General features: G+C 70.9%; 22 protein-coding genes. 10 read left to right on the top strand and 12 right to left on the bottom strand.

Annotated features, from left to right (window positions below; all coding sequences use genetic code 11):
* Window positions 1–236 precede the first annotated feature (236 nt).
* Both glpK (VFV67_RS18330) and VFV67_RS18325 read right to left on the bottom strand, forming a co-directional pair.
* Window positions 237–1,757 carry a glycerol kinase GlpK gene (glpK, locus tag VFV67_RS18330; RefSeq protein ID WP_326471526.1) on the bottom strand — a complete coding sequence of 507 codons (1,521 nt, stop codon included), beginning with the start codon at window positions 1,755–1,757 and terminating at the stop codon, window positions 237–239.
* 11 nt (window positions 1,758–1,768) lie between these two features.
* On the bottom strand, window positions 1,769–2,533 hold the full coding sequence (locus tag VFV67_RS18325) for an IclR family transcriptional regulator (protein ID WP_326471524.1): 765 nt from the start codon (window positions 2,531–2,533) through the stop codon (window positions 1,769–1,771).
* A 214-nt stretch (window positions 2,534–2,747) separates the two neighbouring features.
* Between VFV67_RS18325 and VFV67_RS18320 the strand changes: the two genes are divergently transcribed.
* Genes VFV67_RS18320 through VFV67_RS18310 form a run of 3 tightly spaced genes read left to right on the top strand, consistent with a single transcriptional unit; the run spans window position 2,748 to window position 6,753 of the window.
* Window positions 2,748–3,548, top strand: coding sequence for an MIP/aquaporin family protein (locus VFV67_RS18320; RefSeq protein ID WP_326471522.1), 801 nt, complete (start codon window positions 2,748–2,750; stop codon window positions 3,546–3,548).
* Window positions 3,549–3,563: 15 nt separating this feature from the next.
* Window positions 3,564–5,081 (top strand): glycerol kinase GlpK, encoded by a 1,518-nt coding sequence (gene glpK, locus VFV67_RS18315; protein ID WP_326471520.1) that lies wholly within the window; start codon window positions 3,564–3,566, stop codon window positions 5,079–5,081.
* Between the two features lie 19 nt (window positions 5,082–5,100).
* Entirely contained in the window at window positions 5,101–6,753 is a 1,653-nt protein-coding gene (locus tag VFV67_RS18310; RefSeq protein ID WP_326471518.1) for a glycerol-3-phosphate dehydrogenase/oxidase, read from the top strand.
* 89 nt (window positions 6,754–6,842) lie between these two features.
* Here the strand turns inward: VFV67_RS18310 and VFV67_RS18305 are convergent, their stop codons facing one another.
* Both VFV67_RS18305 and VFV67_RS18300 read right to left on the bottom strand, forming a co-directional pair.
* A complete protein-coding gene (locus tag VFV67_RS18305) occupies window positions 6,843–7,925 on the bottom strand; it encodes a DUF692 domain-containing protein (RefSeq protein ID WP_326471516.1) in 1,083 nt (360 codons plus the stop codon).
* Window positions 7,922–8,788, bottom strand: a complete 867-nt coding sequence (locus VFV67_RS18300; protein ID WP_326471515.1) for a TIGR04222 domain-containing membrane protein — start codon at window positions 8,786–8,788, stop codon at window positions 7,922–7,924. The genes VFV67_RS18305 and VFV67_RS18300 overlap by 4 nt, the downstream gene beginning before the upstream one ends.
* A 303-nt stretch (window positions 8,789–9,091) precedes the next feature.
* On the opposite strand from VFV67_RS18300, the gene VFV67_RS18295 reads away from it, so the two are divergent.
* Complete coding sequence (locus VFV67_RS18295; protein ID WP_326471514.1) at window positions 9,092–10,741, top strand: substrate-binding and VWA domain-containing protein; 1,650 nt, start codon at window positions 9,092–9,094, stop codon at window positions 10,739–10,741.
* Here VFV67_RS18295 and VFV67_RS18290 read toward each other — a convergent pair whose 3' ends face one another.
* Window positions 10,742–11,629, bottom strand: coding sequence for a serine hydrolase (locus VFV67_RS18290; RefSeq protein WP_326471513.1), 888 nt, complete (start codon window positions 11,627–11,629; stop codon window positions 10,742–10,744).
* A 215-nt stretch (window positions 11,630–11,844) separates the two neighbouring features.
* Here VFV67_RS18290 and VFV67_RS18285 point away from each other — a divergent pair, with 215 nt between their 5' ends.
* Window positions 11,845–13,026 carry a thioester domain-containing protein gene (locus VFV67_RS18285; protein ID WP_414636284.1) on the top strand — a complete coding sequence of 394 codons (1,182 nt, stop codon included), beginning with the start codon at window positions 11,845–11,847 and terminating at the stop codon, window positions 13,024–13,026.
* 49 nt (window positions 13,027–13,075) lie between these two features.
* On the opposite strand, the gene VFV67_RS18280 is transcribed toward VFV67_RS18285, so the two are convergent.
* From VFV67_RS18280 to VFV67_RS18270, 3 genes are read right to left on the bottom strand one after another with little or no spacing between them, the layout of a single operon-like run.
* Window positions 13,076–14,215 carry a S8 family serine peptidase gene (locus VFV67_RS18280; protein WP_326471509.1) on the bottom strand — a complete coding sequence of 380 codons (1,140 nt, stop codon included), beginning with the start codon at window positions 14,213–14,215 and terminating at the stop codon, window positions 13,076–13,078.
* Window positions 14,212–14,790 (bottom strand): sensor histidine kinase, encoded by a 579-nt coding sequence (locus VFV67_RS18275; protein WP_326471508.1) that lies wholly within the window; start codon window positions 14,788–14,790, stop codon window positions 14,212–14,214. Before VFV67_RS18275 ends, VFV67_RS18280 begins: the two co-directional genes overlap by 4 nt.
* A gap of 10 nt (window positions 14,791–14,800) precedes the next feature.
* Complete coding sequence (locus VFV67_RS18270) at window positions 14,801–15,400, bottom strand: response regulator transcription factor (protein WP_326471506.1); 600 nt, start codon at window positions 15,398–15,400, stop codon at window positions 14,801–14,803.
* A 206-nt stretch (window positions 15,401–15,606) separates the two neighbouring features.
* On the opposite strand from VFV67_RS18270, the gene VFV67_RS18265 reads away from it, so the two are divergent.
* Window positions 15,607–15,966 carry an RNA-binding S4 domain-containing protein gene (locus tag VFV67_RS18265; RefSeq protein WP_326471504.1) on the top strand — a complete coding sequence of 120 codons (360 nt, stop codon included), beginning with the start codon at window positions 15,607–15,609 and terminating at the stop codon, window positions 15,964–15,966.
* Between the two features lie 6 nt (window positions 15,967–15,972).
* On the opposite strand, the gene VFV67_RS18260 is transcribed toward VFV67_RS18265, so the two are convergent.
* From VFV67_RS18260 to VFV67_RS18250, 3 genes are read right to left on the bottom strand one after another with little or no spacing between them, the layout of a single operon-like run.
* Window positions 15,973–16,551: a polysaccharide deacetylase family protein gene (locus tag VFV67_RS18260; protein ID WP_326471502.1), complete on the bottom strand. Its 579-nt coding sequence runs from the start codon at window positions 16,549–16,551 to the stop codon at window positions 15,973–15,975.
* Window positions 16,548–18,422, bottom strand: a complete 1,875-nt coding sequence (locus VFV67_RS18255; protein ID WP_326471500.1) for a PHB depolymerase family esterase — start codon at window positions 18,420–18,422, stop codon at window positions 16,548–16,550. The genes VFV67_RS18260 and VFV67_RS18255 overlap by 4 nt, the downstream gene beginning before the upstream one ends.
* Before the next feature lie 14 nt (window positions 18,423–18,436).
* Window positions 18,437–19,732, bottom strand: a complete 1,296-nt coding sequence (locus VFV67_RS18250) for a PHB depolymerase family esterase (protein WP_326471499.1) — start codon at window positions 19,730–19,732, stop codon at window positions 18,437–18,439.
* A 152-nt stretch (window positions 19,733–19,884) separates the two neighbouring features.
* On the opposite strand from VFV67_RS18250, the gene VFV67_RS18245 reads away from it, so the two are divergent.
* Window positions 19,885–21,180, top strand: a complete 1,296-nt coding sequence (locus tag VFV67_RS18245) for an SGNH/GDSL hydrolase family protein (RefSeq protein ID WP_326471498.1) — start codon at window positions 19,885–19,887, stop codon at window positions 21,178–21,180.
* A gap of 4 nt (window positions 21,181–21,184) precedes the next feature.
* Here VFV67_RS18245 and VFV67_RS18240 read toward each other — a convergent pair whose 3' ends face one another.
* Complete coding sequence (locus tag VFV67_RS18240; protein ID WP_326471497.1) at window positions 21,185–22,141, bottom strand: YafY family protein; 957 nt, start codon at window positions 22,139–22,141, stop codon at window positions 21,185–21,187.
* A gap of 62 nt (window positions 22,142–22,203) precedes the next feature.
* Between VFV67_RS18240 and VFV67_RS18235 the strand changes: the two genes are divergently transcribed.
* The 3 genes from VFV67_RS18235 to VFV67_RS18225 all read left to right on the top strand — a co-directional run.
* Entirely contained in the window at window positions 22,204–23,328 is a 1,125-nt protein-coding gene (locus VFV67_RS18235; RefSeq protein WP_326471496.1) for an epoxide hydrolase, read from the top strand.
* Between the two features lie 101 nt (window positions 23,329–23,429).
* Window positions 23,430–24,017, top strand: coding sequence for an ATP-dependent Clp protease proteolytic subunit (locus VFV67_RS18230; protein ID WP_326471495.1), 588 nt, complete (start codon window positions 23,430–23,432; stop codon window positions 24,015–24,017).
* A 58-nt stretch (window positions 24,018–24,075) separates the two neighbouring features.
* The coding region (locus tag VFV67_RS18225; RefSeq protein ID WP_326471493.1) for a phosphodiester glycosidase family protein at window positions 24,076–24,321 on the top strand (246 nt) is incomplete at its 3' end.

Below are 24,321 nucleotides of genomic sequence, written 5' to 3'. Positions count from 1 at the left end.
GCGCCCGAAAGAGGTCGCAAAGGGACAGTTCCCGCGTTCCGCTGAACTCGACCAATGTCGTCTCATTCCCACTCAAGGTTTTATGAAGCTACCATCAGAGTAGGGCGGATAGTTTTATCACACAACCAATTCGGATCTCTGAGAATGCCAAAGCGCAATCGCACAATCCGAGCCTTTTCCGCACCGAAACGCAGTACTGCCCGGAATCGCTCGAGCGCCGCTGGAGAATTGGCCGGTCACTGCACCGTGGCCCGCCGGGGGCGGGCCCAGCCGAACGTCAGCTCCACGGCGCGTTTCCAGTTGGCGTACTCGGATTCGCGAACCTGAGGGTCCAGCTGCGGGGTCCAGCGCGCGGCCAGGTGCCAGTTCCGGCGCAGGCCCTCGAGATCCGGCCAGTAACCCACCGCAAGACCCGCCGCGTACGCCGCGCCCAGCGACACGGTCTCGGCGACCATCGGGCGCATCACCGGGATGTCCAGGACATCGGCGATGAACTGCATCAGCAGGTGATCGGCGGTCATTCCACCGTCCACCTTCAACACCCGGGACGGTACGCAGAGATCGGCGTTCATCGCGTCCACCACCTCGCGGGTCTGCCACGCCGTGGCCTCCAGTACGGCGCGGGCCAGGTGGCCCTTGGTGATGTACGAGGTCAGGCCGACGATGATGCCCCGGGCCTCGCTGTGCCAGTGCGGTGCGAACAGACCGGAGAACGCCGGGACGATGTAGCAGCCGCCGTTGTCGGTCACGGTGCGGGCCAGGGTCTCGATCTCCGGCGCGCTGTGGATCAGGCCGAGGTTGTCCCGGAACCACTGGACCAGCGAGCCGGTGACGGCGATCGATCCCTCCAGCGCGTAGGTGACCGGCTCGCCGCCGATCTGGTAGCCGATCGTGGTGAGCAGTCCGTTGTCCGAGCGGACCAGGGTGGTGCCGGTGTTCATCAGCAGGAAGCTGCCGGTGCCGTAGGTGCACTTGGTTTCCCCGCGGGCGAAACAGGTCTGGCCGAACAGCGCGGCGTGCTGGTCGCCGAGCGCGGCGCCGATCCGGATGCCCGGCACCACCCGGCTGGTCCGGCCGTGGATCTCGGTGGACGGTCGGATCTCCGGCAGCAGCTGCCGCGGAATCCCGAAGAACGCCAACAACTCCGCGTCCCACTCCTGCGTCCGCAGGTTCATCAGCATCGTCCGCGACGCGTTGGTCACGTCGGTGACGTGCAGGCCGCCGTTGACCCCGCCGGTGAGGTTCCAGATCAGCCAGGTGTCCATCGTCCCGAACAGCACGTCGCCGCGCTCGGCGCGGTCCCGCAGACCGGCCGTGTTGTCCAACATCCACCGCAGACTCGGCGCCGAGAAGTAGGTCGCCAGCGGCAGCCCGCAACGCTCCCGGACCTCGTCGATGCCGGGCCGGGTCTCCAGGTCGGCGATCAGCTCCTCGGTCCGGATGTCCTCCCAGACGATCGCGCGGCCGACCGGTACCCCGGTGTGCCGGTCCCAGACCACCGCGGTCTCCCGCTGGTTGGTGATGCCGAGCGCGACCACCGCCTCGGCGGTGATCCCGGCCTCGCGCAGCGCCTGCGGCACGATCCGGTCGACGTTGCGCCAGATCTCCACCGCGTCCTGCTCGACCCAGCCGGGCCGCGGGTAGTACTGCCGGTGCTCGCGCTGGGCGACCGAGACCAACCGGGCGTTGTGGTCGAACAGGATGCACCGGGTGGAGGTGGTCCCCTGATCGATGGCCATCACGAACCGTTGCACCATGTTGCCCCGCCTCAACTTCCGGCGGCCAGCGAGCGGGACACCGCTTCGGCCGCGAACGTGACCTGCTCGACCAGCTCGGGCTTCGGGCGACTGGCCGAATCGCAGATCCGGTCCACCGCACCGGAAATCCCGATCGCCCCGACCACGAGGCCGCCCGGAACCCGGATCGGCGCGGCGATGCTGGCCTCGCCGGGCATGCATTCCTCCGCCTCGCTCGCCCAGCCCGCGGCCCGCACCTGGGCCAGCACCCGCTCCAGCGCCGCGGCCGTGACGATGGTGCGCCGGGTCAGCGAGGTCAGCTCGCGCCGCCGGACCATGCCGGACAGGTCCGCGTCGTAGGCCAGCAGCACCTTGCCGAGCGCGGTCGCGTGCAACGGGAGCATCGCCCCGATGCCCAGCGTTTGCATGGTGTCGTCGGGCCGGAACACGTGGTGCACGACCAGCACCGCGCCGTCGAGGTGCATGCCGATCCGGACCTCCTGCCCGCTGCGCGCGGCCAGGGTGTCCGACCAGTTGATCGACCGGGAGCGCAACTCGTTGGCATCCAGGTAGCTGGTGCCAAGGTGCAACAGCGCGGCGCCGAGCCGGTACCGCCCGGTCGCCTGGTCCTGCTCGACGAACTCGACCCGTTGCAGGGTGCGCAGGATGCCGTGCGCGGTACCCTTCGGCAGGCCGAGCGAGGCGGAGATCTCCGCCAGCCCGTGATGCCCGGAACCGCGAGCCAGCAGCCGCAGCACCGCCGCCGCCCGCTCGATCGACTGGATCGGCCCAGGCACCAGGGCAAGCTATCCGAAATCGGGCGTCGTCGGCAATGTCGAACATCATCCCGCCCCCGGTAAGCCCGCTCACCGGCACCGACCGCTTCACCCCCGGCCACCGGACCGGTGGTCGTTCGACAATGCCGACCGCTTGCCATTGAGGCCGGCGGCTCCCCTAAGTACCGTCCGCGTCACTCGCGAGCACGACCGTTCAAGGACGAATGGAGGAAGAGTGGCTCTCGGAGAGGTGTTCGTCAGCGAGCTACTCGGTACCGGCATCCTGTTGCTGCTCGGTGCCGGTGTCGTGGCGAACGTGCTGCTGGCAAAGTCCAAGGGATACGACGGGGGCTGGCTACTGATCAACATCGGCTGGGGATTCGGGGTCCTGGCCGGCGTTTTCGTCGCGTACAAGTCGGGCGCGCACCTCAACCCGGCGGTCACGCTCGGCATCATCGCCAGCGGGGCCGACCAGTTCGCCCCGAACGTCGACATCACACCGGCATCGACGCTGGTGTACTTCGCCGGTCAGATGGCCGGTGCCTTCCTCGGCGCGGTGCTGTGCTTCCTGGCCTACCGCAAGCATTTCGAGGCCGAGGAGGACGAGGGGAAGAAGCTGGCGGTGTTCTCGACCGGACCGGAGATCCGCAGCCCGGTGTGGAACTTCACCACCGAGGTGGTCGGCACGTTCGTGCTGGTGTTCGTGGTGCTCTCGTTCGGCAACACCCCGCATCAGCTCGGCCCGCTGGCGGTGGCCCTGCTGGTGGTCGGCATCGGTGCGTCGCTCGGCGGACCGACCGGCTACGCGATCAACCCGGCCCGCGACCTCGGGCCGCGGATCGCACACGCGGTGCTGCCGCTGCAGCACCGGGCGCAGGTCTCGGTCGCGGCCGGCGGCGGCCCGGGTGCGGCGCGGGTCGACACCACCGAACCGGCCGGACGCAAGGACTCCGACTGGGGTTACGCCTGGATACCGGTGGCCGGCCCGCTGGTCGGCGGTGCCATCGCCGGCCTGCTCTCCCAGGTCGTGTTCTAAGCGAAAGGACGCTTGATGACTCAGTACGTACTCGCCATCGACCAGGGCACGACCAGCACCAGGGCGATCGTGTTCGACCACGCCGGGACGATCGTCTCGGTGGGACAGAAGGAACACGAGCAGATCTTCCCGAGGGCCGGCTGGGTCGAGCACGACCCGGTGGAGATCAGCGACAACACCCGGGAGGTGGTCGGCCAGGCGTTGGCGAAGGCCGACCTGACCGCCGGTGACCTGGCCGCGGTGGGCATCACGAACCAGCGGGAGACCGCCGTGGTGTGGGACCGGAACACCGGGGAGCCGGTGTACAACGCGATCGTCTGGCAGGACACCAGGACCCAGGCGATCGTCGAGCAACTGGGTGCGCTCGGCGGCGGGGCCGAGCGGTACAAGGCGAAGGTGGGACTGCCGCTGGCGACCTACTTCTCCGCGCCGAAGGTACGCTGGATCCTGGACAACGTCGACGGGGCCCGGCAGCGCGCGGAGAACGGGGACCTGCTGTTCGGCAACACCGACACGTGGACCCTGTGGAACCTGACCGGCGGGCCGAGCGGCGGGGTGCACGTGACCGACGTGACCAATGCGTCCCGGACCATGCTGATGGACCTGGACACGCTGTCCTGGGACGCCGACATCGCCGCGGAGATGGGCATTCCACTGGCCATGCTGCCGGAGATCCGTTCCTCGTCGGAGAAGTACGGCGCGGGCGGACCCCGGGGCGCGCTCAACGGCGTGCCGATCGCCGGCATCCTCGGCGATCAGCAGGCGGCCACGTTCGGCCAGGCGTGCTTCGACGTGGGTACGGCGAAGAACACCTACGGCACCGGCAACTTCATGCTGCTCAACACCGGCGAGGAGAAGGTGCCGAGCGAGAACGGCCTGCTGACCACCGTGTGCTACAAGGTCGGCGACGAGAACGCGGTGTACGCGCTCGAAGGCTCGATCGCGATCACCGGCGCGCTGGTGCAGTGGTTGCGGGACAACCTCGGGATCATCGGATCGGCCGCCGAGATCGAGACCCTGGCCCGCGGGGTCGAGGACAACGGCGGCGCCTACTTCGTCCCGGCGTTCTCCGGGCTGTTCGCACCGTACTGGCGGGCCGACGCGCGCGGCGCGCTGGTCGGACTCACCCGCTATGTCAACAAGAACCACCTGGCCCGCGCGGTGCTCGAGGCGACGGCGTTCCAGACCCGCGAGGTGCTCGACGCGATGAACGCCGACTCCGGGGTCGCGCTCACCGAGCTGAAGGTGGACGGCGGCATGGTGGCCAACGAACTGCTGATGCAGTTCCAGGCCGACATCCTCAACGTTCCGGTGGTGCGGCCGAAGGTGGCGGAGACGACCGCGCTCGGCGCCGCCTACGCCGCGGGTCTCGCGGTGGGCTACTGGAACGGCCAGGACGACCTGCGGGCGAACTGGGCCGAGGACAAGCGCTGGACACCGGAACTCGACGACGCCGAGCGGGAACGGGTCTACCGGAACTGGAAGAAGGCCGTCACCAAGTCCTTCGACTGGGTCGACGCCGACGTCGACTGAACCGGATGGGAGACCGGCGATGTCCGCACGGCTGAGCCCTTCGTACCGATCGGCGGCGGTGTCCGCACTGGCCGGCGAGTTCGACGTGCTCGTGGTCGGCGGCGGCGTGGTCGGCGCCGGCGCCGCCCTGGACGCGGCGGCGCGCGGCCTTTCGGTGGCGCTGGTCGAGGCGGAGGACTGGGCGGCGGGCACGTCGAGCCGGTCGAGCAAGCTCATCCACGGCGGGCTGCGCTACCTGGAGCAGCGTGACTTCGCGCTGGTGCGCGAGGCGCTCCGGGAGCGCAGCCTGCTGCTGCACCGGCTGGCACCGCACCTGGTGCGGCCGGTGCCGTTCCTGTTTCCGTTGCGGCACGGCGGGTGGGAGCGCGCCTACGTGGGCGCGGGGGTGGCACTCTACGACAGCATCGGCGGCGCCCGGGCGCTGCCGATGCACCGGCATCTGTCCCGCCGCAAGGCTCTCACCCTGGCTCCGGCGCTGCGGCCGGACGCGCTCACCGGCGCGGTGCGGTACTACGACGCGCAGGTGGACGACGCCCGGCTGACCATGATGATCGCCAGAACGGCCGCGCAGCACGGCGCCACCGTGCTCACCAGGGCCCGGGTGACCGGGCTGCTGACCGCCGGACGGGACGTGATCGGGGCGCGGGTAGTGGATCTGCTGTCCGGCACCGAGCACTCGGTGCGGGCCCGCCGGGTGATCGGCGCGGCCGGGGTGTGGACCGGCGAGCTGTGCGCGCTGGCCCCGGCGCCGGCGCCGTTCGAGATCCGGATGTCCAAGGGGGTGCACTTCCTGGTGCCGCGCGAGAAGATCCGGCTGGACATCGGGCTGATCACGCGCACCGAGAAGAGCGTGCTGTTCGTCATCCCGTGGAGCCGCTACTGGATCGTCGGCACCACCGACACCCCGTGGGAGTCCGACCGGTCCCGTCCGGCGGCGACCACGGCGGACATCGACTACCTGCTCAAGCACGTCAACGCCGAGCTGCGCACGCCGCTGTCGGCCGGCGACATCGTCGGGGTGTACGCCGGGTTGCGGCCGCTGCTGGCCGGCCGGTCCAGCGAGACCACGAAGCTGTCCCGGGAGCACACCGTCGCCGAGCCGACACCGGGCTTTTTCGTTGTGGCGGGCGGAAAGTACACCACCTACCGGGTCATGGCGGCGGACGTGGTCGACGCCGCGACGCGCGGGCTCGGCCGGGCCGTGGCGCCGAGCCTGACCCGGCACCTGCCGATCCACGGTGCGGTCGGCTACCGCGAGCTGTGCGCCACCCGGTTCGCCGTTGCGGCGCGGGCGGGATTGCCGCCGGCCACGGTCGAGCGGCTGCTCGGCCGGTACGGCTCGGCCGTGACCGAGCTGCTGACCATGATCGAGACGGATCGGTCGCTGGCCGACCCGCTGCCCGGCGCGCCGAATTACCTTGCGGCCGAGGCGGTCTACGCGGTCACCCACGAGGGCGCGCTGGACCTGGAAGACATCCTGGCCCGCCGCACCCGGATCGCCATCGAATATCCGGACCGCGGCATGGCGGCGGCACACCCAGTCGCCGGCCTGATCGCCCCCCACCTCGACTGGGACGCCGGCGAAACTCAAGCCGCCGTGGCCGGCTACCGCGCGACGGCCCGCGCCGACCTGGCCGCCCACTCCCCCACCACCGCACTCACCCCGAGCTAGCGCTGTCCCGTGGTTCATTGAGAGAAAGTCTCGACCCAACCAACGCAACCTCAGGGGCACCGTGACGCAACCCAGCCACAATCAACCCGCTAACCGCACCACCGCCTGGAACGCAACCACCGCATAGAATTCCGGAGAGGCGGACTAGGGGCGTGCCGGGCCACGGCGCCGGCCCGTTTGCTGGTGAGCACCGCGCGAGCCACCCCGACCCGCTCGGCGTCGAACCCCGGCGGCGGTTCGGTGAGCCCGACGAGCGCCTCGGCCAGCCGGTGCTGCGCGGCCGCAAGCGTGTCCCGAGTCTCCTGCGGCACAACGGGTTCGCTGATCCCGGGGGACGCAGGCGGCAGGTCGATCGGGCCGGGCGAGGTGGCCGGGTCGCGGCCGGCGGCGGCCCGGATCGCGGCCAGTTCCCCGGCCAGCTCGGCGGCCGGCGGGTAGTGCCCGTCGCGTTCGAGCAGGACCGCCGGCAGTTCGACCCGGCGCGCCACCTCGGCCAGCAGCCCGAACACCGGCTCGCCGACCGGGTGAGTGTGCGTGTCGTGCCACACCCCGTCGCGCAGCGTGCCGCCGGCCACATGCACGTAGGCGATCCGGTCCAGCGGCAGGGAATCCAGCGCCGCCATCGGGTCCGCGCCGAAGTTGACCGCCGAGCTGTACAGGTTCGCCACGTCCAGCAACAGCAGCGCGCCGGTGCGCTCGATCACCTCGGCCACGAACCGCGCCTCGGTCAGCTCGTCCTCCGGCCAGGACAGCACCGAGGCGATGTGCTCGAGGGCAAGTGGAACCCCGAGCGCGTCCTGGGCGATCCGCACGTTCGCCACCACCACGTCGAGGCTGGCCCTGGTGCGCGGCACCGGAAGCAGGTGTCCGACGTCGCGGCCGTGCGAGCGGACGAACGCGATGTGCTCGCTGACCAGCGGCGCGTCCAGCGCCCGCGCGCACGCGGCGAGCCGGGCCAGCCGGTCCGGCTCGGGTGCTTGCGCCCCGCCGAGGGACAGCGAGACCCCGTGCGGCACAACGGGAATGCCGCGTGCCCGGAGTACCCGCAGCGACTCCGGCAACCGGTCCGGCCGGATCTGCTCGGCGATCACCTCGACGAACTCCACGCCGGGCAGCCGCTCGACGGCCAGGTCGATCTCCGGCCGCCAGCCGATCCCGATCCGGGTGGTCATCCGCCGCACCCGCAGCCGCCACAGCCGCCGCCACAACCTCCGCCGCCGCCGTCGCCACCACCACCGCCGCCGGCCGCCGCCGCCGGCGTACTGTTCAGCGCCGAGCGCAGGGTGGGGTCGTTGATCGCCGCGAAGCCGAGCACCGCGACCCCGGCCACCTGCCACTGCGGTGCCGGCTCGGACTCGGCGGCGGTGCGGGACCGGGCCTTGTGCTCGCGCCGCAATCGGCGCAGCGCCGCCCACCCGACCGGCGTGCGCCGGGTCGCCGCGGGGACCCGGCGGACCACGATCCAGATCAGCGCGCCGCCGGTGACGATCAGCAACAGCAGCAGGGTGCCGGTCGGGCGGTCCAGCCGCACGCCGTTGACCATCCGGGCCACCCCGACCAGGAACAGCGCGATCGGCGGCAGCAATACCAGCCGCCACAGGAACAGCCGGTTCCCGTCCAGCAGCAGCCCGCGCGAGCGCAACTGCCGGTACACCGAGCGGGTCGCCGGGTGCTGCCGCATCCGTTGGTACACAGTGGATCGCTTGTTGGCGCCGGCGTGGATCGCGGCGCACACGGCGATCTCCACCGGTCCGTCCCCCGGCACGTCGTTGGCCGCGGTCAGCCGGCCGCCGCGGGAGACGAACGCCTGGCCGTTCAGGGCCAGCGCGGCGATCGCGGTGTCCACCAGCCGGCGGTGGCCGCCGGCCAGATAGGCCGCCTGGTAGTTGTCCAGCCGGATGTCGTCGGCACCGCGCTGGGACCCGATCCGGGTCAGCGCGGCCTGGACGACGAACATCAGCACCAGCGCGGCCGGGAAGCCCAGCCCGTACAGCAACAGGAACTCCGGCCCGGACAGGCCCCAGGGCTCTTCCATGTCCGTCACCCCTCCCGAGCATTCCGCCAGCTTTATCGTGGGACGACCGCCGAACGTCAGCGGGTTCCGGCCGACCGGCGGTCGCGGAATGTTCCGTCTGGTTAACGGTGGTTTACCGATGGGCGCCGGTCACCGGACGTTGCCGTGGTGTTGCTCAGCGTGGCTTTTCTGTCCCGGACACCCCGGTTCCCGGTATGTTCTGGCCCAGCGGTCTTGACGCCTTGAACACCCAGGGTGGATGGAGGCGGCGAAGTGGGGCGGCACTCGGCGAGTTCCCGGTCCGGACTTCGGACCCCGGTCGTCGTGCTCAGCGTTCTCCTGGTCACCGCGCTTGGCGGCTGGGTCGGGTACGACGCGCTGCGCGACGTGTTCGGCGGTTCCGGCTGCACCGCGCCGACCACTGTCAACGTGGTTGCGGCACCGGACATCGCGCCGGCGATCACGCAGATCGGCCGGGCGGCGGCCGCGGAGGACACCGCCGGCTGCTACCGGATCAACGTGGCGAGCCGGGACTCGGTGACCGTGACCGAGTCCATCACCGGTGCCAACGACGTCGACCGTCCCGACGTATGGATTCCCGAGTCCACCTTGTGGTTGCGCCGCGCGCACGAGAAGGGGGCGTGGAACACGCCGGTGACCGGGACCTCGGTGGCCAGTTCACCGGTGGTGCTCGCGCTGACCGAAGCCGCGGCCGCCGACCTCGGCTGGCCGGACCAGAACCCGTCCTGGGCGGAGCTGATCGGCCAGGCGGCCGGCGGCCTGAACCTCGGTTTCCCCGACCCGGCCCGGGATCCGATCGGGGTGGCGACCCTGGCCGGGCTGCGCGAACTGGTCAAGGTCGAGGCGGATCCCGGTGCGGCGAGCACCACCGTGCTGCGCCGGCTGTCCGCGAACACCCTGCCCGGACAGGCGGACCTGTTCGCCCGGCTGCCCAGCGTCACCGGGCCGGCCGAACCGCTCTCGGCGTTTCCCACCTCGGAGAACGCGTTGCTGCGCTACAACGTCCGGGATACCGGCGGCAAGCTGATCGCGGTGTACGCCGACCCGGCGGTGCCGGCGCTGGACTACCCGTTCGTGGTGCTGCCGGAGGCGGCCGAAGCCGCCCGCGCCGCCGCCGGGCGGTTCCTCGACCGGCTGATGAACCAGCGCAGCTCCGACACGTTCGCCGACGCCGGGTTCCGCACCCCGGACGGCAAGGCGCTGCGGGACCGGTCGCAGGATCGCCGCACCTCGGCCGCGCCGGCCACGCCGATCGAGCTGCCAAGCGCCGAGGACGTGGAACAGTTGCTCAACGCGTGGGCGGCGGTCAACCTCAGCGGCCGGTTGCTGGTCCTGCTGGACGTGTCCGGCTCGATGGGCGAGCGGGTGGCGGGGACCGACACGACCAGGCTGGGGCTGACCATCCAGGCCACGGCGACCGGCCTCGGGCTGCTCAAGCCGACCACCAAGGTCGGGATGTGGCTGTACTCCAGGAAACTCGACGGTGACAACGACTACTCGGTGCTGCTGCCGATGCGTCCGGTCGGCGAGCACCTGACCGGCCGGGCGGTGGAAACGCTGCGGGACGTGAAGGTCGTGCCGAACGGCAGCACCGCGCTCTACGACACGGTGCTGGCCGCGTACCAGGACGGCCGGCAGAACTGGGAGCCGGGCCGGATCAACACCGTCGTGGTGCTGACCGACGGCAAGGACGACAACGCCAGTGACATCAGTCGGGATGCGCTGCTCGCCGAGTTGACCAGGCTGCGCGACCCGCAGCGGCCGCTGACCCTGATCGGGATCGGTATCGGACCCGACGTCGACGCGGCCGAGCTGACCACGATCGCCGAGGCGACCGGCGGAAAGGCCTTCACCACACCGAATCCCGCCCAGATCGAGGGCGTGCTGAACGCCGCGCTGTCCCGGATGCTCTGCCAGCCGCCCAACTGCCAGCCGGCCCGCGCCGGCGGGTAGTCACGACACAACCAGACCGCCGGTCACCGCCGCGGCCACCGTGGACAGTCGCTCCCGGGCGGCCGCCGACCCGGTGGCCTGGATGGACAACAGCGCGACGGCATAGTCCGCCCCGCGCGCGGCGTCGTGCACCACACCGGCGCTGTGCAGGTGGAACCTGCCTCCGCGGTAGGAGACCCAGCCCTGCTTGGCGTAGACCGCAGGCGAGGCGCCCTGCCGGAGCAGACCGAAGTACTGGTCGAATCCGTCGGTCGCGCGCTGCTGGGCGCCGGCGAGCGTCGCGACGATCAGGTCCCGCTGGGAGGGCGCCATGTGGCGCAGGATGTGTTGGTAGATCCGAACGAAGTCGGCGGCGGTGACCAGGGTTTCGCCCCACTCGCTCGGATTGCCCGGCGACGCGGTCATGGTGAGGCCGATCCGGTCGGCCAATCGCCGCACGGCGCCGCGGCCGTCGAACTTTCCCCACAGCACGTTCATGGCGCCGTCGTCGCTGCTGCGCAGCGCCCGGTCGACCAGCCTGAGGTCGGACTCGGAAATGACGAGCCCCTCCGCGGCGGCGCGGTCGAACATGTCGACCGCCACGATCAGCTTGACCAGCGAGGCCGAGTAGAACTGCCGCCGCGCGCCCGGACCCTCGACCAACTCGCCGGTGCCGACGTTGAGCACGGCGAGGCCGAGCATCATGCCGGACGGGATCGCGTTCTCGGCCGCGTCGACCGCGGCCCGGATCGACACCGGGGGCGGTGCCGGCGCAGCGCTGGTGGTGGTCGTGGTCGGAACCGGCTCGGGGACGGCCGCCGTCGTCGGAGTGTCCACTGTGGACGGCTGGTCCGGCGGGGACTCGGGGGTGCCGCCGCAGCCGGCCACCAGGACGACCGCGGTGAGCACCGCGAGGGGCCAGGCAGATCTTCGGCCATTGTCACTCTGGGTATCCACGCCGCCTCCCAACGGTGCGCTACCGGGTGACTACTAGCTTGCACCTGTTTTGCAACATTTCCGACCCCGCCCGTTTGACCTGCGCGAATTGGCTGTTATGGTCCACGGCCACGGGCGCCTGCATCCCTCAAATGGGTGAACACGCTCAGCTAGATAGAGGAGTGAGATTGGCAACACGGTTCAGGATGGGTGCGGCGGTCGCCGGCATTTCCATCGCGGCGATGACGCTGGCGGCGGCGCCGGCCGGTGCGGACGATGTGACCGCCTCGGTGCTGGTGCCGAGCACCTGGGGTTACCGCGCGAACGTCAACGGGGTCGAGGGCGACCCCCAGACGAAGCTGTTCGACCTCAAGCTGTCCAACGGGGCCGTGCTCAAGGTCTACTGCGTGCAGATCTGGGAGAACCTCAACCACGACGAGAACGCCATGGTCGAGGTGCCCTGGGGCGACTACCCGAACCCCTCCTCGCCGTTCGTGGCGAACAGCGCCAAGATCAACTGGCTGCTGCACCACGGCTACCCGGCCCGGTCGCTGACCGACCTCGCCGCCACGCTCACCGCGGGCGGCGCCACCCTGTACGACGGGCTCAGCGAGCAGGAAGCGATCACCGCCACCCAGGCCGCGGCCTGGCACTTCAGCGACGACACCCAGCTGAACCGGGACAACACGCTGCTGGACAGTGACGACGAGGGCACCGAGAGCGATGTCCTGGCGTTCTACGACTACCTGACCGGACCGGCTAACACCGGCCAGGCGCAGGGCATCGCGCCGACGCTCGAGCTGACCCCGGGCGAGAAGACCGGCGCCAGCGGTGACCGGATCGGTCCGTTCACCGTGTCCACCACCGGAAAGGTCACCGAGCTGCTGGCGAACGTGCCGGCCGGCGTGCGGATCACCGACAAGGACGGCACCGAGCTGACCGCCGCCACCATCAAGGACGGCACCGAGATCTACTTCGACATCCCGGCGGACGCGGCCGCCGGTGCCGGCACCGTCAAGCTCACCGCCTCGGCCCTGGTACCGACCGGCCGGCTGTTCGTCGGCAAGGACGGGCGCAGGGCGCAGTCGCTGATCGTCGCGCAGTCCAACACGGCGACGCTGACCGCGGACGCCAAGGCCGGCTGGAAGCTCGCGCCGGTCACCACCACGACCACGCCGCCGAGCACGACGACCACGGTCCCGCCGGCCACCACGACGACCACCACGGCGGCTCCGGTGCCGCAGGCGTCGGCCGGCGACGAGGAACTGGCGAACACCGGCGTGTCGATCCTGGTCCCGATCGGCATCGGCACGGCCCTGCTGGCCGCCGGCATCGCGGCCATGCGCTTCCAGCGCCGCCGCAGCGCCTGACCGACGAAGACCCCTGGCTCCCGCCCACCCCGACTGGGCGGGAGCCAGGTCATCCCTGGTGCCAGCCGCGGGCCCGGCCCCGCCGGATGACCGACACGAGCAGAACGGACAGCGCGGCCAGGCCCACCGCGAGCGCGGCGACCAGACCGGGCAACCGATCGCGGGACGGGGGATCCGCGGGAGCGGCGGCCGGCGCCACCGTGCCGGATGCCGGCCGGCTGGTGGCCGGCGGCGGTTCGGACCGGCCGGGCAGCTCCGCGGTGACCGCCGCCTGAACGTCCAGCGTTCCCCAGCCCAGCCGGGGATCACGGCCACCCGCCGGGGACCGGTTGGCGGTGCGGACCAGCCGCTCGCTCACCCGCGCCGGGTCGAGGCCCGGACGGTACGCGCGAACCAGTGCGACCGCGCCGGCGACGTAGGCCGCGGCGAATGCCGGACCCTGGACGCCCCAACGGTGGCCGAGCTCTCCCTTGGCACCTGCCGAGGTGCTCACCAGGTCGCTGCCGGGTGCGGCGATCAGCGTCCCGGTCTCGGCCTGCACCGCCGTCCCCGCCTGGTCGTGCGCGCCGACGCCGATCACCCCGGGCAGCGCGGTCGGGTAGCTGTGCGCTTCCGGCCGGTCGCCCACCGCCGGTGAGACGATGACCACCTTGCGCGCCAAGGCGTTACGCACGGCGGCGGCCAACGCCGGGCTGCTGCGGGTGGCCGGGGCCACGACCAGGACGACGGACGCACCGGCGCCGACGGCCCGGTCGATCCGGCCGGCCAGCGCGTCCGGATCGGCTCCCTCCGCGCCGGCGCCGCTGCCGGTCGACTGGGTGTAGCGCAGGCCGAGGATCCGCGCCCCCGGCGCCATCCCGGCGAACGTGGTGGCCGGGTTCGGCCGCGCCGCAACGATTCCGGCGGCGAACGTGCCCCGGCCGTCGCAGTCGGCGGCGTCCGAGCCGGAAACCACCTGGCCCGGCCCGAACTGGGCGTTGGCCTGGTCCACCCCGGTCCCCAGCACCGCGACCAGCTGCCCGGATCCGTCGGTGAGCGGCCAGATCCGCGCCGGGTCGCTGATCCGCTGCGCCCAACCGACCCCGTCCCGGAACACCCCGGCCGGCGTGGCGCACTGGGCCGCGGCCGACGTCACACCGCCCGCCGGCAGCAGGGCGAGCATCAGGCCGAGCATGGCCGCGATCCTCACCGGGGTACCCACAGCCGCACCCGGGTGCCGTGGCCGGGCCGGGAGGTGACCTCGGTCCGACCGCCCACCTCGGCCAGCCGGGCCACGATCGACTCGGTGATGCCGAACCCCGGGTGGCACCGGGCCGGGTCGAAGCCGGTGCCGCGATCCGTTGCGGTGACGGCGATCCCGGCGCCGGACCGCTCGACCCGAACCTCCGCCCGGTTCGTGCCGGCATGCCGCAGGGTGTTGCGCAGCGCCTCACCGGTCGCCTCGCGCAGCGCGGCGCGGCGGCGGGGGGACAATCCGAACCCCGGATCGGCCAGCACCAGCCGAGCCCGCAGCCCGGCGCCGGCCAGGTCGTCCAGCACGGCGGTGAGCTCCTCGCCGAGCGTGCGCGGCGGTCTCGGCTCGGCCAGCCGGCGGCGCAACTCGGTTCCGCGCGCCCGCGCGGCCTCCGGCGGCGCACCGAGGGCGAGCGCATCCAGGGTCGGCAGCACGGTGTCGTGCAGCATCCGGTCGAGCGCGGCCCGTTCGGCGGCCCGGCCCCGGTTCCGGCCGATCCGGTAGCCGAACAGCGCTCCGGCAATGATCATCATCCACATGTCAGGCCGTCATCAGACCGTGCTCGATGGCGTACCGGGTCAGCTCGGGACGCCGCCGCAGCCCGGTCTTGTCCCGGACCCGGTCCAAATAGGACCGTACGGTCCGTACCTGGATCCGCAGCGCCACCGCGATATCCTGATCCCGCTCCCCCGCCGCCAGCCGGGCCAGGACCTCGATCTCCCGCTCGGACAGTTCCAGGCGCACGGGAACCTGCTCCGCCACCACCGGAAACCGGAGCCGGGTACCCGCCGCGATCTGGCGAACCGCCCGCAGAATCTCCTCGGCCCGCGCACTCTTGCACAGGTAGCCCCACGCTCCCGCGGCCCTTGCCCGGTGCACGTCGGCGGCGTCCGCCCGCGCCGAGACCACCAGCACCCGGTGCCCCAACCGGGCAAGCTCCAACACCGCGGCCGCGCCACTCACCCCGGGCAGTCCCAGATCCAGCACCACGACGCAGCCCGGCCGCCGGCACCGGGCGATGAACTGGGTGACCGACCCGGCCATCGCCTCCAGCCGCAGGTCTGCGGCCTCGGTGAACAGCCGGGCCAACGCGGCGCGGTACAGCGGGTGGTCCTCAACCACACCGACCGCAATCTCCATCGCATCCTCCTGATAGCCCTCGCTGGCCCGACCATAGCCAGGAGATGATTCCCAAGAGGCACAACGGAAACGGAAGTTTCCGGGGAACCGCGAGGCCCTGCCGCACGTCCCGACGCTTGATCACCGCAACGGGCCGCGCATTGGTCACGGCCACCTTCGAGCGTGCGGGAGATGGATGTCCACAGTGGAGTGGCTATGATGGCGGCGTGGAATCCACGCGGGTGGATCGGTGGTTGTGGGCGGTTCGGCTGACGAAGAGTCGGACGGATGCGGCGGGGGCATGCCGGGGTGGGCATGTGCGGGTCAACGATCGGCCGGCCAAGGCGGCGACCGGCGTGTCGGTGGGGGACGAGGTGCGGGTGCGGGTGGGGGACACCGTGCGGATCGTCGAGGTGGTCCGGGTGATTCAGAAGCGGGTGGGAGCGGCGGAGGCGGTGACCTGCTTCATCGACCGGACGCCGGTGCGGGCGCCGGAGGTTCCGGTGGCGCGGCGGGATCGAGGGGCGGGGCGGCCGACAAAGCGGGACCGGCGGGTGCTGGATCGATTTCGTACGAGTCGGCAGTAGCAGCGGTCAGGGGGCGACGGCGACGGGGTGTGGAGTGCGGGCGATGCGGCCGGGGCGCAGGCCGCGGGCTGCCAGCGCGGTAAGGATGTGCGGCACGGCCGCCACGGTAGTCTGGTAGCCGCCGTCGTGCATGAGGATGATGTCGCCGGAGCGGAGGCTGGCGGCGGCGCGGACGATGTCGGACGTGCTCACCCCGGCCCAGTCGCGGGTGTCGACGGTCCAGAGGACTTCGGTGAGGGCGAGCCGGGACGCGGTGGCGCGGACGCGGTCGTCGGTGTCGCCGTACGGGGGGCGGAAGAGCGTGGGGGTCTGGCCGGTGATCCGGCGGATGGTGCGTTGGGTCTGGTCGATCTCCTCGAACACCGAACCGGGGTCGTCGAGTTCGGTGAGGTGCGGATGGGTGAAGGTGTGGTTGCCGAGGTCCTTGCCCGCCGAATGGCACGCCCGAAGGAGATCGGGGTGCCGTTCGGCGTGCTCGCCCCAGATGAAGAACGTGGCGGGAGCGTCGTCAAGGGCGGCGAGCAGGGCAAGGGTCGAGTCGGGGTGGGGGCCGTCGTCGAAAGTGAGGCCGACGTAACCGGTCACCACGGGTGGGCGGCCCGTTCGAACGCCCGGGCGATGGCGGCATAGGCGGGTTTGGGCAGATAGCTCTGGTCGAACGGGAGAGCGGCGCCCTCGCCGGGGAAGAACGGCGGGATCCAGGAGTCGCGGTCGCCGACGCCCCACTGGGTCACGCCGACGCAGCGGCGGACGGCGAGACAGGCGGAAACCACGGCGCCGTAGTCGTCGGCCTGCTGGGCCAGTTTCGCGTCGGTGACCGGGAGGTTCATCCGGATGTCCAGCTCGGTGATCGCGACGTCCAGACCGAGTGCGGCGAAGCGGGCGATGTTCTCGCGCATGGACGAAGGCACCTGGCCCAGAATCAGGTGACCCTGGATGCCGATTCCGTCCAGCGGAACATGTTGCCGCTTCAGGGATCTCGCCAGGGCGTACATGGCGTCGCTCTTGGCGTTGATGCCCTCGATGTTGAAGTCGTTGAGGTACAGCTTGGCTTTCCGGTCCGCGGCGCGGGCGGCGCGCAGGGCGTCGGCGATGTAGCTCGTGCCCATCGCGTTGTAGAACGGGGTCTGCCGGAACGTGCCGTCCTCGTTGAACGGCTCGTTGACCACGTCCCAGGCGTCGAGCTGACCGGCGTAGTGCGACGCCTCGGCGCGGATGTGCCGAAGCATCGCGGGACGCACCTGGGCGGCCGGCAACGCGCCGACCCAGGCCGGCAGTTGGCTGTGCCAGACCAGAGTGTGGCCGCGCACCCGGTCCCGGTTCTCCCGGGCGAACGCCACTACCTGGTCACCGGGCGCGAAGTTGAACACGCCCGGCTCGGGCTCGGTGGTCTCCCACTTCATCGCGTTGCCCGGGGTGACCATGTTGAACTGGGTCTCGGCCACCTCGGTGTACGGGCGGTTGCTGCCCAGTTCCTCCAGCACGATCGCGGTGCCGTAGAACCGGCCGGTGCGCTCGGCCAGCCGGTGCAGCGCAACGCCGTCGGACAGGCCGAAGAACTGGATCGCATACGCGGCAAGGTTGTTCGGGATGAACAGCGGCAGGTTGTGCGGCGCACCCTCGAGGCTGATCGCCTCCACCGCGACCCGGCCGGACCGGTCGGCGTAGCGGGTACGGGTCCAGGTCGGCTCCGGCGAGTCGGTGGCCGTCGGCGTCTGGCTCAACCCGTGGACGTTGGTCCACTGCTTGATCTCCTCGCCGAAGTTGGGGTAATGCAGGATGTCGTCCTCGGTGCCGTGCCACAACTGCATGCGCGGCCGCGGACCGCGGTAGCCGGGTGCGGCCCCCCGCACCAGATCGCCCCACTCCTTCGGGGTCTTGCTGACCAATCCGTTGGCGCACTCGGAGTTCCACTCCGAACCGTTGGTGGTGGCGAAGCAGCCGAACGGCACGCCGGCGAACGCCGCACCGGCCCGGAAGATGTCCGGGTAGTCGCCGAGCAGGACGTTGGTCATCATCGCGCCGGAGGACAGCCCGGTCGCGAACACCCGGCCCGGATCCGCGTGGTGCCGGCGCTGCACGTACTTCACCATCGACACGATGCCGGCCGGATCACTGTTCCCGTTGTGCCGCAACGCCTCCGGCGACGACACGTCGAAGCAGTGCGACGCCCGGGTGGCCGACGGGTAGATCACGATGAAGCCGAACTGATCGGCCAGCGAGGCGAACGGCGTGCCGGAGTGGAACACCGGGCCGGAGCCGGTGCAGAAGTGCAGCGCCACCACCACCGCGGGTCGGCGCGGCAGGTTGTCCGGAACGTACAGGTGCATCTCCAGGTTGGTCGGGTTGTAGCCGAAGTCGGTCACCTGAACCAGGCCGGCGGCCGAGGCCCGGCCCGGGGTCAGCAACGTCACGGCGAGGAGCAGCGAGATGAGACCCGACAGGAATCTGCGCATTGCGGCTCTCCAGTTCAGCTGACCGTGCAGCTGTTTCCGTTCAACGTGAAGGAGGTCGGTTTACCGGTGTTTCCGGTGTGGCCGGCCTGGAAGCCGATGCTGCCGACCGACGTGCCGGGGTTGATCAGGGCGTTGTGCCCGACGTTGCGCGCGGTGACCTGGCCGGACGACGGGCTGAACGAGGCGTTCCAGCCGCCGCCGATGGTCTGCCCGGCGGGCAGGGTGAACACCAGGGACCAGCCGTTGACCGCCGTGCTGCCGGTGTTGGCGATGGTGATGTCCGTGGTCAGCCCGTTGTTCCAGGCGTTGACGTTGTAGGTGACCCGGCAGGATCCGACCGGCGGCGGCCCGGTGGTGGTCGTGGTGGTGGTGACCGGTGGCGGCACGGTGTTCAGGCCGAAGAAGGCGATGGCCAGCGCGGCCTGGCCGGCCATCGGCAGGCTGTGCCCGACGCCCTCCAGCCTGATCGCCTCGACCGGTGCCATGGTTCCGGTGCCGCCGTAACGGGTGCGGGTCCAGCCGGCCTGCGGGGTGTCGGTCTGGGTCGGGGTCTGGCTCACGCCGTGCACGTTGGTCCACTGCTTGACCTGCTCGCCGAAGTTCGGGAACCGCAGCGTGCTGTCCGCGGTGCCGTGCCAGATCTGCATGCGCGGCCGGGGCCCGGTGTAGCCGGGGAAGGCGCCACGGGCCGCGTCCCCCCACTGTTGCGCGGTCCGGATCACGGTGCCGTTGGCGCATTCGCTGTTCCAGGTGTTCGGCGGGGTGGTGGCGAAGCAGGTGTCCGGCACGCCCATGAACGGCGCGCCCGCCTTGAACACATCCGGATAGTTGGCCACCAGGACATTGGTCATCATCCCGCCGGAGGACGCCCCGGTGACGAAGACCCGGTTGGGATCGCCGTTGAACCGCTGCTCGACGTAGGTGACCATCGACCTGATCCCGACCGGGTCGCTGCCACCGTCCCGGCGCAGCGCCTGCTGCGTGTACACGTCGAAGCAGTTGCCGCTGCGGGTCGCGCTCGGGTAGATCACGATGAAGCCGTGCTGGTCGGCCAACCGGGCGAACTCGGTGCCGCTGAAGAAGGCCGGGCCGGAACCGGTGCAGTAGTGCACGGCCACCAGGATCGGCGGGCGCGGGGCGGCCACCCGATCCGGCACGTACAGGTGCATGCGCAGGTTGCTCGGGTTGTTCCCGAACCCGGTCACCTCGACCAGGGATGCTGCCCTCGCCGGGGGTGCCAGCTGGATGAGCACGGTGACGAGCAGCAGGACCGCCCCCAGGCAGCCCAGGATCGCTCCCCTGATCTTCATTGGAGATCTCCCTCGTTCAACGCTGAAACATTTCGATTCTGTTCCGGAATGTTTGCCAGCACAAGACCCCAGTACGCTTGACCTCCTTGCTATTTGGGCTCTAGGTTCGTAAAAACCAATGGCGGTAGTTCCGAAATTTTCGGAGGCACGCGATGAAGCGCAGCCCGGTCGCCAGCCTGCTCACCGCGGGGATACTCACCGCCGGACTGCTCACGGCCGCCCACGCCGTCGGCGGACCGAGCGGCGAGCCGGCCGGCTCGCCGCAGCACGGCGAGCGCTGGGTCAACACCTGGGTTTCCATGCCGCAGCTGACCGAGCCCGGGAACATGCCGCCGCCCCCGTTCACCCAGGACAACCTGGTGCTGGCGGACGCCACGCTGCGACAGACCATCCGGGTGTCCGTCGGCGGGCAGACGCTGCGGCTGCGCTTCTCCAACGCGTTCGGCGGCACCGACCTGCCGCTCACCGCGGTGTCGCTGGCCCTGCCGGCCGGCGGCCAGGCCGGGGTCAGCGCCATCCAGCCCGGCAGCTCCCGCCCGATCACCTTCAACGGCAAGCGTTCCGTGGTCATCCCGGTCGGCGCCCAGGTGGTCTCCGATCCGGTGCGCATCGACCTGCCGGCCCGCACCAACGTGACCGTCACCGCCTACCTGGCGCAGGGCCAGGCGTCCAACAACATCACCTCGCACCCGGGTTCCCGGACCACCTCGTACCTGATCGCCGGCAACCGCGTCGACGAGGTTGACCTGCCCGGCTCCACGGCGACCAACCACTGGTACTTCCTCAGCGGCGCCGAGACCCGGTCCAGCCGCGCGGCCGGCGCGGTGATGCTCGGCGACTCGCTCACCGACGGCCGCGGCTCCACCACCAACGGGAACAACCGGTGGCCCGACCAGTTGCTCGACCGGTTGCAGTCCCGGCGGGACACATCGGACATCGCGATCCTGAACCAGGCGGCCGGCGGCAACCGGGTGCTGCGCGACGGGCTCGGCCCCAACGCCATGGCCCGGCTGGACCGCGATGTGCTGGCACAGAGCGGAGTCGAGTGGCTGGTCGTGTTCGAAGGGGTCAACGACATCGGCACCGCCGAGGCCACCGAGGCCGCGCAGAAGAAGATCGCCGACGACCTGATCGACGCGTTCGAACAGATCATCGTCCGGGCGCACGCGCACGACATCCGGGTCTACGGCACCACTTTGCTGCCGTTCGGCGGCAACACCGCCTATGACGACCCGACCGGGTTCCGGGAGATGGCGCGGCAGACGGTGAACCGGTGGATCCGCACCAGCCGGGCGTTCGACGCGGTCATCGACTTCGACCAGGTGACCCGCGACCCGGCCAACCCGCGGGCGCTGCTGCCGGCCTACGACGACGGCGACCACCTGCACCTCAACCCGACCGGCTACCGGGCCATGGCCGACGCGGTGCCGGCCCGGCTTTTCCGGTAGGGCTTCAGGAATCTCCGGCGGCCCGGCGGTACCGCTCGGCCAGCACGCGCAGCGCGGCCACCAGCTCCGGCGAGTCGGCGACCTCGAAGTCGGCGTCCAGCATCCCCAGGTACAGCGCCAACATCTGCGGATGGTCGGAACCGGGCCGGAACGCGCACCGGTCCGCACCAAGGGACTCGACGTCCACCGGGATCGGCAACCGGTCCCGCACGTAGGCCGCGGGCGCGTGCACGATCACCCTGGCCCGGTACCGCCAGGTGGCCTCGCCGACCCCGCGGGCGACCCGGGCCGCGATCTCCTCGTCGGACGGCAGCTCGCGCGGCGGAAACCGCGGGCCGGTCGGCGTCCGCGGCTCGATCCGGTCGACCCGGAACGTGCGCCAGTCCGCGCGATCGAGGTCCCAGGCCACCAGGTACCACCGCCGCCGGTCGTTGACCAGACGGTACGGCTCCACCGAACGCCGGCTCGCCGAACCGGAGTGTGCGGTGTAGTCGAACCGCAACCGCTCATGGTCCCGGCAGGCGGCGGCGATCACGGTCAGCACGTCCGGGTTCACCCGCGGACCGCGCCCGGGCATCGGCACGGTGTACTGGAAGGCGCTGACCCGGTGCCGCAGCCGGGACGGCAGCACTTGCTGCAGCTTGGCCAGCGCGCGCACCGACGTCTCCTCGATGCCGGCGACCGAACCGCTCGCCGCGGTGCGCAACCCGACCGCGACCGCCACCGCCTCCTCGTCGTCGAGCAGCAGCGGCGGCAGCGACCCGCCGGCGCCGAGCCGGTACCCGCCGGACACCCCCGGCCGCGCCTCGACCGGATAACCCAGCCCGCGCAACCGATCCATGTCGTTGCGGATCGTCCGGGTGGTGACCGCGAGCCGCTCGGCCAGCTCCGCACTGGTCCAGTCCCGCCGGGTCTGTAACAGGGACAACAGCCGCAGCAGCCGCGCCGAGGTTTCCAACATTCTTCGATCCTGCCCGAGAACGAGGAACGAACCGTTCCGCAATTGCTCATAGCCTGCTCGGTATGAGCGATGACATCAAGCCCTTCCGCATCGAGATCCCCCAGGCCGACCTCGACTACCTGCACGACCGGCTGGCGAACGCCCGCTGGTCCGGCGAGCTGCCCGGCGTCGGCTGGACCCGCGGCGTTCCGCTCGGCCACCTCAGGGAGCTGGCCGAGTACTGGCGCACCGGGTTCGACTGGCGCGCCCAGGAGGCGAAGCTCAACTCCTACCCGCAGTTCACCACCGAGATCGACGGCCAGCGGATCCACTTCCTGCACGTCCGCTCGGACCGCCCGGACGCCAAGCCGCTACTGATGACGCACGGCTTTCCGAGCAGCGTGGCCGAGTTCCTGCGGATGATCGACCCGCTGGTCGACCCGGCCGAAGGCCAGGCGTTCCACCTCGTGGTGCCGTCGCTGCCCGGGTACGCCTTCTCCACGCCGCTCGCCGGCACCGGTTGGACGATGGGCCGCACCGCCCACGCCTGGGTCGAGCTGATGCGCCGGCTCGGCTACCGGCGCTACGGCGTGCACGGCGGCGACGTCGGCGGCGGCGTCTCCGGGATGGTGGCCGGCTTCGACGGTGAGCACGTCACCGGGATGCACGTGGTGACCGACCCGCTGACCGCCGCGAACGTGGCCACCTTCATGCCCGGCGCCGCCGACCGGTTCGACGAGAACGACCCGGTGGACAAGCTGATCCTGCGGCGGATGAACGAGTTCAGCACCGACGGCTCCGGCTACCTGGCGATCCAGAACACCCGGCCGCAGAACATCGGCTACGGCCTGGTCGACTCGCCGCTGCTGCAGTTGGCCTGGATCGTGGAGTGCTTCGAGCGGTGGACGGACCTTCCGGTCGACCGGGACCAACTGCTCACCACGGTCAGCCTGTACTGGTTCACCGCGTCCGGGTCCAGCGCCGCGCACACCCTCTACGAGCAGGCACACTCCACCGACTGGGGCGCGCCGAGCGATCTGCCGCAGGGCTTCGCGGTGTTCGGTGCGGACGAGACCGTGCGCAGGCTCGTCCCGGCGCCACCCGAGGCGCACTGGACCGAGTTCGAGCGCGGACTGCACTTCCCGGCGATGGAGGCCCCGGCGGAGCTCGTCGGAGACCTGCGGGCGTTCTTCGGTTCTCTGGTGTGAAAACCCTTCGGCTGTAAGCGAACCAGCGGTGCACAGCGGGTGAGACCTGAGCCGGCGTGGTTAACATCGAAACCATGTCTCAGGTCTCATCGCACTTGCACATGAGGTCCGTGCCGACCGGGCTCAGCCTGACCGACTCGGTGTACGAACGCCTGCTGCGCGAACGGATCGTGCTGCTCGGCTCCGAGGTCGACGACGAGGTGGCCAACCGGATCACCGCCCAACTGCTGCTGCTCGCCGCCGAGGACCCGGACCGGGACATCACCTTCTACATCAACTCACCGGGCGGCTGGGTCACCGCCGGCATGGCCATCTACGACACCATGCAACTGATCACACCGGACGTCGCCACCTGGGCCATGGGCCTGGCCGCCTCCATGGGCCAGTTCCTGCTCACCGCCGGCGCCCCCGGCAAGCGCTACGCCCTCCCGCACGCCCGGATCATGATGCACCAACCCTCCGCCGGCATCGCCGGCGTCGCCTCCGACGTCGCCATCCAGGCCCAGGTCTTCGCCCGGTTCAAACTCGAGATCGCCCAAATCACCGCCCAGATCACCGGAAAACCCATCGAACAGATCACCACCGACCAAGACCGCGACCGCTGGTTCACCGCCGAAGAAGCCCAAACCTACGGCCTCCTCGACCACGTAGTCGCCCGCACCCCCAACACCGGCAACGGCGACCGGTAAGTCGCCTCCCGCCACCGTCTACCATCCGAGTCGACGGTTCGGACCGGGAGGTGCGGGGTTGATCGCCGGTATGGACCGGGCCGGAAGGATCGTTCTGATCACGGCCGATGGTCGCAGCACGGACAGCCTCGGCCTGTCTCTCGCCGAGTCCGCGCGGGTGGCTGCGGCGCTGGGTCTGCGGGAGGCGGTCAACCTGGACGGCGGCGGCTCGACCACCATGGTGGCCCGCGGGCAGGTGGTCAACCGACCGTCCGACGCCACCGGGGAACGCCCCGTCGGCGACGCGATTCTGGTGCTACCCAAC

This window comes from Actinophytocola sp., assembly GCF_035762905.1.
Classification (GTDB): domain Bacteria; phylum Actinomycetota; class Actinomycetes; order Mycobacteriales; family Pseudonocardiaceae; genus DASYTH01.
Note: the sequence above shows the minus strand (reverse complement) of the source record. Positions and strands in the feature narration are given on the sequence as shown.

What these genes read in the sequence shown, in the direction of transcription:
- glpK (WP_326471526.1), bottom strand. Translation starts at nt 1,757, where the DNA reads ATGGTGCAACGGTTCGTGATGGCCATCGATCAGGGGACCACCTCCACC.
- glpK (WP_326471520.1), top strand. Translation starts at nt 3,564, where the DNA reads ATGACTCAGTACGTACTCGCCATCGACCAGGGCACGACCAGCACCAGG.
- VFV67_RS18310 (WP_326471518.1), top strand. Translation starts at nt 5,101, where the DNA reads ATGTCCGCACGGCTGAGCCCTTCGTACCGATCGGCGGCGGTGTCCGCA.
- VFV67_RS18305 (WP_326471516.1), bottom strand. Translation starts at nt 7,925, where the DNA reads ATGACCACCCGGATCGGGATCGGCTGGCGGCCGGAGATCGACCTGGCC.
- VFV67_RS18300 (WP_326471515.1), bottom strand. Translation starts at nt 8,788, where the DNA reads ATGGAAGAGCCCTGGGGCCTGTCCGGGCCGGAGTTCCTGTTGCTGTAC.
- VFV67_RS18275 (WP_326471508.1), bottom strand. Translation starts at nt 14,790, where the DNA reads ATGATCATTGCCGGAGCGCTGTTCGGCTACCGGATCGGCCGGAACCGG.
- VFV67_RS18270 (WP_326471506.1), bottom strand. Translation starts at nt 15,400, where the DNA reads ATGGAGATTGCGGTCGGTGTGGTTGAGGACCACCCGCTGTACCGCGCC.
- VFV67_RS18255 (WP_326471500.1), bottom strand. Translation starts at nt 18,422, where the DNA reads ATGCGCAGATTCCTGTCGGGTCTCATCTCGCTGCTCCTCGCCGTGACG.
- VFV67_RS18250 (WP_326471499.1), bottom strand. Translation starts at nt 19,732, where the DNA reads ATGAAGATCAGGGGAGCGATCCTGGGCTGCCTGGGGGCGGTCCTGCTG.
- VFV67_RS18245 (WP_326471498.1), top strand. Translation starts at nt 19,885, where the DNA reads ATGAAGCGCAGCCCGGTCGCCAGCCTGCTCACCGCGGGGATACTCACC.
- VFV67_RS18240 (WP_326471497.1), bottom strand. Translation starts at nt 22,141, where the DNA reads ATGTTGGAAACCTCGGCGCGGCTGCTGCGGCTGTTGTCCCTGTTACAG.
- VFV67_RS18235 (WP_326471496.1), top strand. Translation starts at nt 22,204, where the DNA reads ATGAGCGATGACATCAAGCCCTTCCGCATCGAGATCCCCCAGGCCGAC.
- VFV67_RS18230 (WP_326471495.1), top strand. Translation starts at nt 23,430, where the DNA reads ATGAGGTCCGTGCCGACCGGGCTCAGCCTGACCGACTCGGTGTACGAA.